At 46.1% G+C, this 14,655-nt stretch carries 6 protein-coding genes and 3 pseudogenes; 1 reads left to right on the top strand and 8 read right to left on the bottom strand.

Annotated elements, in window-relative coordinates:
- The first annotated feature begins 254 nt into the window (after nt 1-254).
- Nucleotides 255-1,358, top strand: coding sequence for a DSD1 family PLP-dependent enzyme (locus KW548_20795; protein QXX08110.1), 1,104 nt, complete (start codon nt 255-257; stop codon nt 1,356-1,358).
- A 76-nt stretch (nt 1,359-1,434) separates the two neighbouring features.
- Here the strand turns inward: KW548_20795 and KW548_20790 are convergent, their stop codons facing one another.
- From KW548_20790 to KW548_20755, 8 genes and pseudogenes are all read right to left on the bottom strand, one after another.
- On the bottom strand, nt 1,435-1,593 hold the full coding sequence (locus tag KW548_20790; protein QXX09526.1) for a hypothetical protein: 159 nt from the start codon (nt 1,591-1,593) through the stop codon (nt 1,435-1,437).
- Nucleotides 1,594-1,987: 394 nt separating this feature from the next.
- Nucleotides 1,988-3,866 (bottom strand): annotated as a pseudogene (locus KW548_20785) (PhoX family phosphatase).
- 978 nt (nt 3,867-4,844) lie between these two features.
- Entirely contained in the window at nt 4,845-5,069 is a 225-nt protein-coding gene (yidD, locus tag KW548_20780; GenBank protein QXX08109.1) for a membrane protein insertion efficiency factor YidD, read from the bottom strand.
- Between the two features lie 2 nt (nt 5,070-5,071).
- On the bottom strand, nt 5,072-5,287 hold the full coding sequence (locus KW548_20775) for a DUF4177 domain-containing protein (protein QXX08108.1): 216 nt from the start codon (nt 5,285-5,287) through the stop codon (nt 5,072-5,074).
- Nucleotides 5,288-5,663: 376 nt separating this feature from the next.
- Nucleotides 5,664-5,900 carry a DUF1911 domain-containing protein gene (locus tag KW548_20770; protein QXX08107.1) on the bottom strand — a complete coding sequence of 79 codons (237 nt, stop codon included), beginning with the start codon at nt 5,898-5,900 and terminating at the stop codon, nt 5,664-5,666.
- Between the two features lie 156 nt (nt 5,901-6,056).
- The gene (locus KW548_20765; GenBank protein QXX08106.1) at nt 6,057-7,694 is read right to left on the bottom strand and encodes a methyl-accepting chemotaxis protein; all 1,638 of its coding nucleotides are present in this window, start codon (nt 7,692-7,694) and stop codon (nt 6,057-6,059) included.
- Nucleotides 7,695-7,814: 120 nt separating this feature from the next.
- A pseudogene (gene mrdA / locus KW548_20760) lies at nt 7,815-9,688 on the bottom strand (penicillin-binding protein 2).
- Between the two features lie 448 nt (nt 9,689-10,136).
- A pseudogene (locus KW548_20755) lies at nt 10,137-13,502 on the bottom strand (RTX toxin).
- Between the last annotated feature and the right edge of the window lie 1,153 nt (nt 13,503-14,655).

Below are 14,655 nucleotides of genomic sequence, written 5' to 3'. Positions count from 1 at the left end.
ATAACGCAAACCACGTGCCAAAAAATAGGAAATGAAGATAAGCATAAAAGTGCATAAAATTCATTATGATAGAAACTCGCAAAATCAGAGCACAATCTGATTCTCAATATGAAATGCAAAACACAACAAATGTTGGTCTCTCATTTTCATTTTGCTAATCGCCCTAACCTCGCCATATTTAACAATTTTTTTAATCAATCTAATTGCCTAGGTGTTACCCTGCAGCCGTTCAACAAAACAACAAGTGTGAAACAATGAAACTAGAACACATCGATACACCTGCTTTGTTTATCGACCTCGACACTGTCGAACACAACTTAGCGGAGATGCAACGCAGAATAAATCGGCTAGGCTTAACCCTACGCCCCCATACAAAGGCACATAAAATCCCACAACTGGCCCACAAACAAATTGAATATGGGGCACAAGGCATCTGTACCTCAAAACTGGGTGAGGCAGAGGTCATGCTTCAAGGTGGTATCAGCGACATCCTTATCACAACGCCTATTGCAGGTCAGACTAAGTATCAACGCCTGATTGATCTTCATATCCAATACCCCCAAGCGATCCTCTATCAAGTAATTGACCACCCACAGCATATAGAATCGATCGCAGAACTTGCGCAACAGGCTGGTATCAGCGTCAATCTTCTGATTGAAGTAGAGAGTGGCCAACAACGATGCGGAGTGGCAGTAGGACCGCAGTTACTCGCAATGATAGAGAAAGTCGTCCAGACACAAGGTGTCCATTATGCGGGTATTCAAGCGTACAGCGGCCACTTACAGCTGATGAAAGGCTTTGAACAGCGCCAACAACAAGCACGTACTGCTGTCACTGAGCTGTTTGATTTTATCGACAGCCAATTAAAACCTCGTGATCTTGTCCCCGCAATCATCAGTGGCGGGGGCACTGGCACCTATCAAGCTTATCAAGGGCTAGCGTACACTGAAATCCAAGCGGGCTCTTACCTGTTTATGGATAACGCTTATTGCAATATTGGGGATGAACAAGATACCCATCTCAATCGACAGTTCAACTCGGCACTCAAAGTGTTAAGCACTGTGATCAGTCAACCAACACCGCAACGCGCTGTCATCGATGCGGGTATGAAATCACTTTCCATTGATCTCGGAATGCCAATTGTCGATTCTCGTCCCGATCTCACCTATCAATGTGGTGGAGATGAACATGGTATTGTTCATCTTAGTGACGGCAATCCGCTTAACATCGGTGAAACGCTCGTGTTAACTCCGAGCCACTGCGATACAACACTGAATAACTTCGACCATTTGTACGTAGTGAAACAAGGAGAGATTGTCGATAAATGGAAGATAGCGGGACGTGGCCGCTCAGACTAACTCTATTGTCCATTTCTGACATCAAAAAAAGAGCCTACGGCTCCTTTTTTATGCGATATCTATCAATGGGTGGCAGTTATGCTTCTAATACGTCTTTTCCAGCGGCCTCTGCAAGAAGAAGCTGATCCGTTTCATCCAAATGCATACCAAACAAAGGCAGACCATGTTGGCAGACCCAACAAGCAAAGAAAACAAGGATACCCAGAGTAACAAAACCGAGAACAATCATAGACAAACCTCCTCCTTGGTTATCAACATACGTACCGATAACTTAAGATGTGGCGTCGCCGGAGCGATGAGCTAAAAGGCCTTTGTAAATACTTTATTCTTCGACGCTTTCGATTGATTGTCAGTAATTACATCACTAAGACATGCATATCGTTTACGGACAATTTTTCGTATCAGCTCTGTGAGATTACTCGGGGCTCTACACCTTTCAATTATATGGGTACGATTCCACTATAGTTATACCGTACAAACCGAACAACAACATTAAGTGGTTAGCGGCCACAAGATCACAGTTTTTATGCCTATTTACGCGTATTTATTCTTACACGTCGGTTGCAAGTGCAAAAAAGGGGCAAATAGCCCCTTGAGTAGTGCAATATTCCTGAGTGGAATAGGTTTATCTATGCGCCAATCACACCGCCATCTTCGCGAGTGATTGCCATGATTGTCGAGCGCGGCTTGCTGTTTCCACCAGCCGGGAAATGTGAAGGCGCGCCTTTCTCACCTGGATGCTGAACACCGACAAACATGGTCTTGTAATCCTCTGAGAACGTCAGGCCTGTGATTTCGCATGCAACTGGGCCCGTTAAGAAACGACGAACCTCACCTGTCATTGGGTCACCACACAACATCTGGTTGTTGCCCTGACCGGCAAAATCGCCTTTGTTTGAGTAGTTCCCATCGGTTTGAATCCACAGACGTCCTGCTTTATCAAACCCAATACCATCAGGGCTATTGAACATGTTGCCTGCATGAATGTTGTCGCTACCTGCATAAAGGTTGCCTTTATGCACGCTAGGGTTGCCCGCAATCAGGTACAAATCCCATTCAAACCCTTCGCTGGTATGATCGCCACCTTGTGGTATCCAGCGAACAATCTGACCATAATGGTTTTCTTTACGTGGGTTAGGTCCACCCACTGGCTGGCCTTCCTTGACGCCACGGTTTTTGTTGTTGGTCAAGGTACAGAAAACATGCTGGTTGTCAGGATGGACAGCAACCCATTCTGGACGGTCCATTGTGGTTGCGCCAACCTGAGTTGCCGCTCGGCGTGCAAAGGTCACCACTTCCGCTTGATCATGGAAGCCATTTTCTTTGGTTAACCCATTTTTACCATGTGTCAGCTCCAACCACTGGCCCTTACCTTTCAGTTCGGCGTCATCCATCTCGAATTTGGCGACATACAATGTCCCTTGTTCCAGTAGATCGCGATTTGCCGTGTTGTTGCCTGGCTGATATTTGTTCTTAGAAACAAACTTGTACAGGTGCTCACCTCGCTCATCATCACCCAAGTAAACCACGACATGGCCGTCTTCATTGATCAGCAGCGCAGCATTCTCATGTTTGAAGCGGCCTAACGCGGTACGTTTAAGCGGTGTTGAGGTCGGGTCATTCGGGTCGATCTCAACCACCCAACCAAAGCGGTGTGGCTCATTAGGATGTTTAGCCACATCGAAGCGTTCATCGGTATCATGCCACTGGTATTTGCTAGGCTTGGGCGCAACGCCATAACGTGCGTGATCGTCAGAGACCTCTGCGCTACCGCTGGTACCAAAGTAGCCATTGAAGTTCTCTTCACATGTTAGGTAGGTACCCCATGGCGTTTGGCCATTCGCACAGTTGTTGAATGTACCTAAAGGTTTCATACCCGTTGGATCTAGCTTGGTTTTCATTAAATCGTGACCAGCCGCTGGACCTGTGAGCTTCATTTCGGTCGCCGCCGTAATTCTGCGGTTACGTTTGCCATTTTTGTCCAGCTTCCACTCACCACCAGACTTGACGATTTCAAACACAGTCACACCGTGAGCAGCCTGCGATTTCATCACATCATCAGCGGTCATCGCTTTACCGCCATGGTCAAACAGGTACTCGTAGTTGGTGTATTCATTGTTGACCGCAATGACAGCACGGTCTTTCGTGATTGGGAATAGGCTCATGCCATCCGTATTATCACCAAACTGGCGCTGTTGGGCTTTTTGAGTCTTGCTTACCACTCGGATCAAACTCCGGCGCATCGGCAAAGATCGGATCGCCCCATGATAATAAAGGTGTAGCTTTATAGCCTTTTGGCACAATAATCGCATCTGATGTAGAGGCAGGAACCGCGTCAAAATTCAGTAGTGCGCTTTTCTTGCCTGCGGCAAATGCCTTGGTAATTGGGTTAAGCGACAGAAATGCACCTGCACCCACTGCTGCGGTACCAGCCAGAAAACGACGACGAGACAATCTCGCCTCGATCATTTGGCTGAATTGAGAATCTTGCTCATCGCGATTCCACATTGCTGACTCCTTGCTCGAGTATGTTTTTTATTAATAGCGAGCAGATGATAGAGAGTTAAAATGACATTCGCGTTAAAGTATTGTTTCTATTAGATAAAGACGGTATTGCAATTTTATTTTAATTGCATTGCAATCCCATTAAAGTGAGCTTACGTTCACTTTTAATAAATAAGGTATGACGTACATACAAGAAAATGTGATCTAAAACCTAGCGATGTTCTAATTTGGTCGCTACATTAAATCTTGTTCATGAGGAACTTGATTCACATAGGCTCAGAGACGAGCAAGCCAATAAAAAGTGAGGGAATATCATGAAGAAAATGAGAAGAGCGCAACTTCATCGTGTCCGAATTCAATATTGGAAAGACGCCCAAAAAGACACAAATAAGAAGTAGCGCGCATCCTTTTAGCCTGTTATAGCAGGCTATCAACGTCTAAGCTGGCAATTTTTTGCCAGCTTTTGTGCACTAGACACACAAACCTTATCCTTACACAATATAGAACGTCAAAGTCTGGCTGCTAACGCCGCTTACACGTTGACATCTCTGAGATCAGAGTCCTAGATGAGGCATGCTTTGGGTAATTGCCCGCTAATCTCTTCGTACATCATTAAAGATTTCACAGGAGAGTTTATAATTGTGTTGTCTCGCGATCTTCTGCGAGAAAAAGAGTTGAGGAAGCTCATAGATGATGAGTAATGCGAGGATAAAAAGCGCGCTTGTGTGGCCGAGAAAAAGACCTATGATACTGACCGTTAGCAAGATCAATTCAAGTGCAAACAAGGCATATTTACCTAAGTAGCAGTGGTGGAAACCACCTAGAAAAAACCAGTTCAACGTCGCATAAGTGTCTGGGTCTTTAAGCTTCTTAGATTGTCGCTCAAAGAATTCTTTTTTTGGTTTTCAGGTAATGCATTTACCTGCTTTCTTAGCAGTTCTTCATTTTTTTCTAACTGTTCAATTGGCTCAAATAAGCGCATTACGGCACCTCATCACGTATTTTTTCAATGAGGTCAGGTTGGTTGCATCGTTTAATCCTTTCTAAACCAAGTTTCCAACCTTTTATCGCCCCATACTTTGCAATGCATTGTTTTGTGTATTCAGAGCATGTCGGCTCAAAATTACATTCAATATTTAACAACTTCTTTGATCCACCGCTCGCTTGATAGCGATGGATCAATGTCAAAGAAATATACTTAAGCAAGCTTAGCGGCCAAGAGTAATAATCACAGCCTCACGCTTCCAAAACAACATAAAGCGCTTCTGTTCAATGACCTGAAATACAACCTGCCAACCGTCTTGTACATATTTATTTAGATCGGCTTCCATTTTTTGCACAGGCAATCCGCTTGCACCTAGTAGTACCGTACCACAGCCACCTTCTACAACGTGAACCACTTTATATTCTGTAAACTTTGTCATTTTACCAACCAATTATTCAATGAAAAACAGTATGTTATATCATGTTAACTAATGCATCAAGACGAGTATTATATATTTGCTGTAAAAATCCGTTCTATCACACTTTGTAGGCAGACATTTAAATATAAAAATACAGCTTACCCCACATTGAGTAATAAACTTTGCACACGACGACCCGATGACTATACCCACCTCACTGTTTCAAAGAAGGGCTAAATAAATACATGACGTCAACACGTCACCAACAGATTAAAATATAAGATTGGGAGGATTCAAGACGTCTGTAATACCCAAAAATAAGCGGTGTCATTATCATCTTGTCTCAGCTCTGGCATTGTCTCCCCCTTGTTTGAGAGAGAGCACGTCCGAAGAAAGGTTAGATTGCCATTCCCCTGTCGTTGGGCAAATGGTTGTAATTGCTATCATCCAAATCAAACAACAAAGTCACCATGGCTGCTTCCAAGGCCCAATAACCAAAAAACGTTGGCAACCGTAAATTGGCGCCTATTATGCCAAGAACCCGATAAGAGTAGGCTAAGTACCTGTTTTGATTTTGTACTCTAAGTGGGATGAGTTTGAACACCGTGCGGCAAGTTGGTTCAGGCGATGGCATAACAATAGCTGTGGTGCTCAGCAATGATATGATGAGTTCAAATTGATGCGGTGAGGCAAAGCATAGGCGCTAAGCGGTGATTTGATGAAACCTTGACCACACGACAAACGAGCAACCCTAAGTAGATTCAGAGTTGCTCGCGATTGGTCTAAATGGTTAATTACGAGCGGACGTTGAGAAGTCATTTAAGGTGGACGAGATCCCCTTCGCCATGTCACTCATATCAACCGCAATATGAGAGCTGTCGATGATCTTCTTGTTGGTATTCTGAAGAAGATTAGATAGGTAGTCTTGTGCTTGTTTGAGTTCGTTGATGCTGCGAGACTGCTCATCAATCAGTACGGCAATGTCATTCTGTTGTTCGACGGTTAAAGTAATCGAGCTAGAAATTTTATCGATGTTATCCGCCGTTTCACTGCTGCATTGCTTACTGTTTTCCACTTCTTTCTGTAACTGAGCCACAGAATCAACAGAGACTTTCACTCGGTCGGTCAAGTCATTGAGCAAGCTACTAATTTCTCCCGTTGAGTCATTGGTTTTACTCGCCAGCATTCTCACTTCGTCAGCCACTACGGCAAAGCCTCTGCCTTGTTCACCTGCCCGTGCCGCTTCAATCGCCGCATTGAGCGCCAGTAAGTTGGTCTGTTCGGCAATGGTCTGGATAACATCAATAATGCTATAAACTTGCTCAGCAACAGAACTGAGTTCCTGTATATTTTCAGACACTTTATGCGATTCAGCAGAAGCTAGCTCGACGGCTTTCATATTGGCGTGAACGGAATCTAAACCACGCTTTGCACTGGTTTGACTTTGCGCAGCTGATTCTAACGTTTGACCCACCATCCCTGAAACACGGCTGAAGGAATCGACCAAACCATCAGAAATTTGAGCAATCTCTTCGTATTTGCGTTTTTCGTCATCGTAGCTTTGATTGACCTCTTGCGATAGCAACTCTACCCGGCCCGATAAACTGGAGATATTGTCCGCACTGGTTTTGAGGCCTTTGACCACCGAAGACAATGCATGCCTCATCGACTGAATATTCTTCGCCAACAGGCCAAGTTCACTCTTGTTGATCAGCGCATCGATATGATCTTTATCTTCTAGGTCACCTTTTCTGGTGTCTCGGCTCACTGCCACCAATTGATGAATGGGCTGGGTTAAACTGTGGCCGATAAAGTACGAGAGTACAATAACTGCGAGTATACCGACACCTGCTATGACTAAGATATCTTGCTTTAAGCCTTGAGCATTGCTGTCTGCATAGCGGTTATAACTCAGCACCGCTTGGTGCATCGCCCCCAGTGTTTTGTGGTTGGCTAGCATAAACTGATCAACTTGCTCTTCGGTCGGCTTGCCCGTTTGTTGCAGCAAAGAGAAAGCCATGGCTTTTTGCGTATTCCATAGCTGCTCTACATTACTGAGCCTGTTTTTGAAATCTTGCGCGGTACTTTCAACCAGATTAATCGGATTTTTCATGGTTAAATCAGAGAAAGTCTGGCCTCCTCCTTTTAACGCCCTGAGTGAAGTTTCGTAGAGTTTAATGGTATTGTCGTAATTGAGCTGAGGATGAGAAGACTTATGCCCCTCATAGATGGAGAGCATGACCTCACTGGCAAACTTCTTGGTCAACATTCGCTGTCGACCTGCGACATTAATGACCGTTCCGTCCTGCTTATTCTTTTCTAAAGTCACAATAATATCGGTCGCAATCAAAACGATAGTGACGACAAATACAACGAATATAGCTACCAAACGATTGGTCACAGACCATTGAGACAAAAGTCGCTTCATGTTTGTATCCCTACTCTACTCATAGCTTTCAATCATATGAATCTAGATGAATATATGATATTCCGCTACCGATCATCAAAAATTCATCGTAAAGCGAGATAGCGACGCAGGGATACGGATTTAGGTCTGCTTATTGGAGGTCTGTTTATCCTTTTCAGTGAGTAAATGGTCAAAAACATGCCTGACAAAAGGCGCCCCAACTTTTGACCCACCGTTACCATGTTCGATGACCACAGTGGTGACATATTCAGGGTGCTGGCAAGGCGCAAAACCGGTAAACAATGCGTGATCGAGGAGGTTGTGTCTCAGCGCTTTGGAGTTATAAACTTCGTCTTTCTTGAGACCAAACACTTGCGCTGTACCAGATTTCCCACCACTGCAATACTCAGTCCCTCTGAACGCTCTGCGGCCTGATCCTCTTGATCCCTCATTGACTAATCGCATCGCATTGAGAGCAATGTCCCATGATTTGTCATCGACTCGCTTCATGTCGTTGAACACTGGCTGATCCACCGCAGTTGCGGACTCAAAACTCTGGCCATGCTCAATCACTGCTTTGAGCAAGTGAGGGGGGTCACGTTACCATGATTGACCAATACCGATGTGGCTTTTGCTATCTGCAATGGTGTCGCCGTCCAGTAACCCTGACCAATACCGATAGGCACTGTATCGCCTTTGTACCAAGGCTGATGATGACGTCGCTGTTTCCATTCTCGGGTTGGCATATTGGCTGCGGTTTCTTCAAGAATATCGATGCCTGTCAGTTGACCAAACCCAAACAGCCCCATCCAGTCTGAGATGCGATCAATCCCCAAATCGTAAGCCATCTGATAGAAGAATGAATCCACCGACTCTTCTATTGCTAAAGTGACGTCGACATCACCATGCCCCCAGCGACGCCAGTCACGCCAAGCTTTAGAATGGCGACTGGAACCTGGAATCTGCCAACGACCATGATCGTTGCGAATCGTCGTTGGGCTAATGACGTGTTCGCTCAGCCCAGCAATAGCCATGAAGGGCTTCGCTGTAGAAGCGGGCGGATAAACACCAAGAGTGGCACGGTTAACCAATGGGTGATGGACATCCTCAAGCAATTGACGATAGGCAGGGCCTGAAATTCCATCGACAAACGGGTTAGGGTCATAGCTTGGGCTGGACGCCATCGCCAATATACTGTTGTCTTTCGGGTCGAGTACAACCGCACTGCCCTGCCTGTCTCCTAGTAACTCATAGACATAGTTCTGTAAATCAGCATCGATATTCAGCACAATGTCTTTCCCCGCGACAGGAGGAACATATTTGATGGTGCGAATCACTCGCCCGCGGCTGTTAACTTCGACTTCTTCGTAACCTTGCTTGCCATGGAGCATTTTTTCGTAGTAGCGCTCGATACCCAGCTTGCCAATGTTCTTTGTCGCCCGATAGTTAGATAGCTCGTCTCGACGCTTGAGACGTTCAATATCGCGATCATTGATGTGAGAAACATAACCTACAACGTGTGTGAGTGACTCACCGTAAGGATAGAAACGCTTCATCTCAGCGTTGATCATAAAGCCCGGAAATTGATGTTGATGAGCAGAAAAACGCGCCACTTCTCGTTCAGATAACTGCCCTTTTATCGTCACCGCCTTAAAGCGTCCGCGATAGAGATGCTTTAGCTTGTGTAACTGCTCCGGTGATAAGTCGACATATTTTTGCAGATTAACAATCGATTGTTCGAGGTTGACCGCTTTATCGGGAAACACATCCAGCACATAAACCGGAATGTTTTTGGCAATCAGATGACCATTACGGTCGTAAATCAGGCCCCGAGCAGGCGAAATAGGCAGAACCTGAATTCGGTTATCATTGGCCCGAGTTTGGTAGTAGCTAAAATCTTTGACCTCAAGATGGTAAAGATTTGCCACCAGCACCCCCAATAAGGTGATCATCGCAATAAACGCAACGACCGCACGGCGTTGGAACAGCTTCACTTCCCACTCATGATTGCGCATGGGGGTACGTTGTTGGTTGAACTTCATAATAAAGGGACAAATTGACGGTGGTTTTATCGTCCAAACCCTGTCAATTTATTTACATTTGGCTACATTGGGGCCTACTTTAACAACAACGGGTAAACCTTGTGTACGAAGAGTGTCAACAACTAAGTTAACTTCCCTATAACCAGCATTCAGTATTCCTGTTTATCATTCTGGACTCATGGATACTGTTCGCTCCTGATGAAGAGAGATATTGAAGGGGATACGGCCTTTTAACGACTCTACGTAATTGCTGGATAACGTTTTTTTGAGGGCTAGCCTGTCACGCTTCTATCAATATTGGCGATAAAACTCCATATCAAACTTGGAGAGGCATGAATGAGTGGTGTTTACCATCTGCTTGCGTGATGCCAAAAAAAGCCGCCTATATTGAGGCGGCTTTGATGTTAATGGAAGGTGATTATTACACCGTTATACCTTTTTTATGGACAACGTCCGCCCACGCCGTGCTAATCGCCACGCGAGATTTGCTGTCTAGGTTATCGATGAATCCATTGTCACCTGCCTGAGGGTCAAAGCCACTCATTGCTTGTACTAAAGCATCAATCGAACTTTCAGATAACGTTGTGTACTCACGTTCACCGTTTGCGTCTTTCTCGCCCATTGCGATAATCATCTGCGCACGCTTACCGTCGAAGTAATCATTGAACGTCACCGAACCAATATGCTCAAACTTCGCTTGGTCAGTCTCGCTGACTGGGTCACGCAGAATGGACAATTTCAGATCGTACCCGCTACGTTCGAACCACAGTTTCTGCCAATCGATGCCATTGAAGACAATGTTATCTTCGCTGCTAATATCTTCAACAAGGTTGTCGATGACATCACCGCTCACCACAAAGCTGTCCACATCCGTGCCACCTTTGAAGGTGTTTTGATAACCACCCAACACCATCAGGTCACGGCCTTCTTCACCATTGAACTGACTGAACTTAGAGATGGCAGCAGCGATGAGGTGATCCTCGCCCTCACCACCATTCAGCACGGCATGGTAGCCCATTAGCTTCACCACATCGTTACCCGCGCTTGCATTGATACGGTTATAGTTACCGAAGACATTAGCAAAGTCATTGCCCGCGCCTAGTTCTACTTGGTTGTTGTTACCAATCGTCACCGAGTAGTCTTGACCGTCTCCCGTATCCACACGGTTGAAGTTGCCAGACGTCACCACGTAGTCGCGGCCTAAGCCAGTGTCAATTTCACCGCCCTCACCAAAGACAAACGACTGGTCATCACCGGCGCCAAGGAAAACATGGTTAATGCGTCCAGCAACAACTGCCGTGTCGTTACCATCACCACCAAACATCATGTTTTCACGTCCCATCAGAACGCCCATATCGCTGCCTTCGCCACCAGTGAAGATGTTTGACGTACCTGTGGCATAGAATACGTCATCGCCTCGTCCGCCCCAGAAGTTGTTATTGTCTCCTAGATACGCACCAAGATCTTTACCATCACCACCCCAATTGAAGTTGTAGTTTCCTAGGGAGAGGTTAATATCGCCATCACCTTGGAGATGGCCACTGTTACGAAGGAAATCAAACGTTTTCTCCTTCATGTTCAGCAGATCGGCGGTGAGATTCTCTTTAAGATTTTCCACCAGCGATTTCATCTCTTTCTGCTTGTCTTGACTGAAGATAGTCGCGAACAAATTAGGCAGGTTAAGCGAGTTAAAGCCAAAAGCACGATCTTGCGTTTCTGCTGTTTCGGTATTGCCATCAGAAGCAGTCGCTCCTTGCGCACTGTTCACACTCGTACCATTGACAGAAACCGCAGACTTATTTTCTTCCTCTTCTGGTGCTTTGTCTTTCAGTCCATGAGTTTCAGCAAAAGACTGAATACCATCTGCCCCCATGTCGATACCCGACTTCAAGCTATCCAACAACTTAGCAGGGTCGACAAAGGCTTGCAGTTGATCACCACTGAACTCACCAATAACCTCCAACATCTCTGTGAGGATCGCCACACCATCGACGGCTTCACCATTGCGCGACACAATTTGGCCTGATGTGGTGTAATCCACACCAAAAATATCTGCCAGCGTGGTCTCAGCACCGATTCCAGCCATCTGCCCTAGCAGCTTATTCTTAAGCTGACGAGGCAAATCTTCTGGCGTGTAAGTGAAGGTCGTTTTTGCCTGACCCGTCGCAGAGAACTGCTGTGTCATGAGGCCAAAAAGTGAACCTAGGTTGGTATCCAAAATTGACTGGATGTTGTCACCAAACATAAAGTTCCAGTTGCCTGTCGTCACTTGGATATCCGCACCCTGACCACCCACGGCGAAGTTAAACGCCAGCTTTTCATTGGCTTGACGAAGCTTATCTGCACGGCTGAGTTTGCCAGCACTAGAGTCGCTATTGCCACTTAACCATTGGTTATACTGCTTGTTTAACGCCGCTTCCGTATCGTGTTTCAGGCCACGACTACTGCGCTCATTGTGCGAATCCAGTTCAACCAAACTGGTGTAATCAACGCTGCTACTCTGATCCAAGCCAGACATATCTTTGACGAACTTCTTCGCCCCCGACAATGTCCATTGCTGCTCTTGAGCAGCAAGCCAATCTTGGTCCTCACCCGAGGTAGCAATGCTCTGTAGCACACCCGAAATACGAGCGGCACCGTCGAACGGATTCACCAATGGTGGAGTCGGAATAGACTTGTCCATCATCACAAGCAGATCATTACTCTGACCTAAGTTGAAGCTCACATTGCGATTACCGATGAACATTTGTGCACCTTCTAGTGCCTGATAGCCACCCATATCGACGCTGTGTTTGCTCTCACCATTACCAATGTGAACCATGACGTTATTGTCACCAAAGGCCAGCGACTTAAAGCCACCGCTGCCGACTTTAATGCCCACATTGGATGTACCCCAGTTTACAGCTGTAAACTCACCATCACCCACGTTGACTTGAATGTTGCCGGAGTAGCTGAGTTTATTGTTTGCAGCGGAAGATGAGGTTTCCGTTTCCACTTTGCGTTTTTCTGGCGCATCAAACACATCATTGTTGTCACCAATCGCACCACGTGCAATCTCACCGACGTCGCTGACACCAATACGAGATAGGTCGATATCGCCTTCGGCAATGCCATTGCGAATACGTTCTTCCTTGGCAATCACTTCGCCTTGCTCATTCCAGCTTAGCGACACTTTATTGGTTTCGGCTTTTTGAATCCAATCGCCATTTTCGTCCTTAGTATGCTTGCGACCCGTCGCATCAACTGCCAATTCTGAACTACGCGCAGACACATCGACGCGAAGACCATTGACATCCATCGCATTGATAAACTGATGACCAAAGCCTTTTTGCTTGTCATCACTCACCAATGAACAACCAACAATACTAATATGATCAGGCGTATTGTTGATGTTTTCCGCTTGGCTAAACGACTGCTGGAAATTGGCTAATTTCGCTGCCAGATCTTCGGCGCTGTAACCACTCAAATGTGTGTTGTTACTGTCTGAATCATCACGACCATGACCCACTAACTGCCAACGTAGCTTTCCATCCAGTTTTGAAGGATCGCCATATACCACGCGATAATTGCCATCTGAATCCAGCTGCACTACTACACTGCTTTCAGGGTGCTTACCCGCGAGGTTAGCGGCAGCATTTGCAACAACAGAGTCGTTCTCCATTTGGACGATGATTTGACCGTCAAAACGGGTTTCACCACCGTCCGCTGTTGGAGTCACCGCAACACGTTCCCAGTCGTTGACATTTTGGTTGTGAATAGCTGTATTTGCGCCACTCAGGCTGTCCTTAAACGTGAGCTTCGGTTTGTTGGCCACATCATCGTAGACAACACGCAAAGTCATATCGTCTTGTTCAACCCTGAACTGGTTCGAGTCGCTGACTCTTAGCGCAGGAAGGTCAAGGCGGTGCGTGATACCTGGAACGAACCCTTCAATCCCTTTGTGCGACTGCAAGTGCGCTTTGCCATAGATGGCAACAAACTTTTCGTCATCAGGCAGGCTTTGTAGTACTTCCACCGCAATGTTGTTTGCTGCACCAGCACGGTACATTAGACCATGTTCAGTTCCCTGAACGTTTGGACGTGCAGAGCTGTTTGCATCCAGCGCCACAATACGCATACCGTTCGCACGTGCGTTTTCAAACAAAGTAGCATCGAGATGCTTGGTTTTCAGCATTGCACTTAATTCACTCGACATTACGCCTGTCGCTAAGTAGCGATCAATTAGTGGCTGCGCGAGGTCTGAGCGTAAATGCTCAAGGCCAATTACAGTAACACCCTGCTTTTTCAGTGCATCCATCTGCTCATTAACAAAGCGCAGGCCATTAACATCACTGCCATGCACTTCGCCAATCAATAGGCCTTTACGATCATCGAGAAGAACCGAAAGCTGCTCATCCACACCCGTTGCGCCAGCAAGCTTATTTGTCAGCTCATCGTAGCCTGCACCAGAGTATCGGCGATCCCAAGCATCAACGTCCGTCTCATGGCTACTACGGTAGATCCCTTCAATTTGATCCATACGGTCAGAATCAAGTTGCGATAGGTAGCTCTTGTCAGCGAACTTCTTCAGCAAAATCATTTCAGCTGAATCACCGGAAATCGGATCCGCTTTCTTCGCCGCTTCTTTCAAGAAGTAGAATGCCATTTGCACCGATTCTACACCCGTCAAATCCTGAAGTTCTTGATAGCTATAGCCAAGATGAACCGTTTTAGTCGATTCATCCAACGTAGCTTTACTCAACAAGCCATTCGACTGAGACGTTTCTAACCACTGTTTGAAATCAGCGTAATGATCACCGAGATCTACGTGGTATTTGGCATCAAAGCCTAGGTCATTAGGTGTTTCGCCTTTGTAGCCTTGCTTCGGTGCCAAGTATGGGTCTTCATTGGCCCAACGAACCATCATATCCGTCAAACCTCGATGTTCACCGTTGGCCTCT

This window comes from Vibrio neptunius, assembly GCA_019339365.1.
In the GTDB taxonomy this organism is placed as follows: Bacteria; Pseudomonadota; Gammaproteobacteria; order Enterobacterales; family Vibrionaceae; genus Vibrio; species Vibrio neptunius.
This window is presented reverse-complemented; position numbering and strand designations above follow the sequence as displayed.

Coding starts and splice junctions, on each gene's coding strand:
- KW548_20795 (QXX08110.1), top strand. CDS start 255: ATGAAACTAGAACACATCGATACACCTGCTTTGTTTATCGACCTCGAC.
- KW548_20775 (QXX08108.1), bottom strand. CDS start 5,287: ATGACAAAGTTTACAGAATATAAAGTGGTTCACGTTGTAGAAGGTGGC.
- KW548_20770 (QXX08107.1), bottom strand. CDS start 5,900: ATGCCATCGCCTGAACCAACTTGCCGCACGGTGTTCAAACTCATCCCA.
- KW548_20765 (QXX08106.1), bottom strand. CDS start 7,694: ATGAAGCGACTTTTGTCTCAATGGTCTGTGACCAATCGTTTGGTAGCT.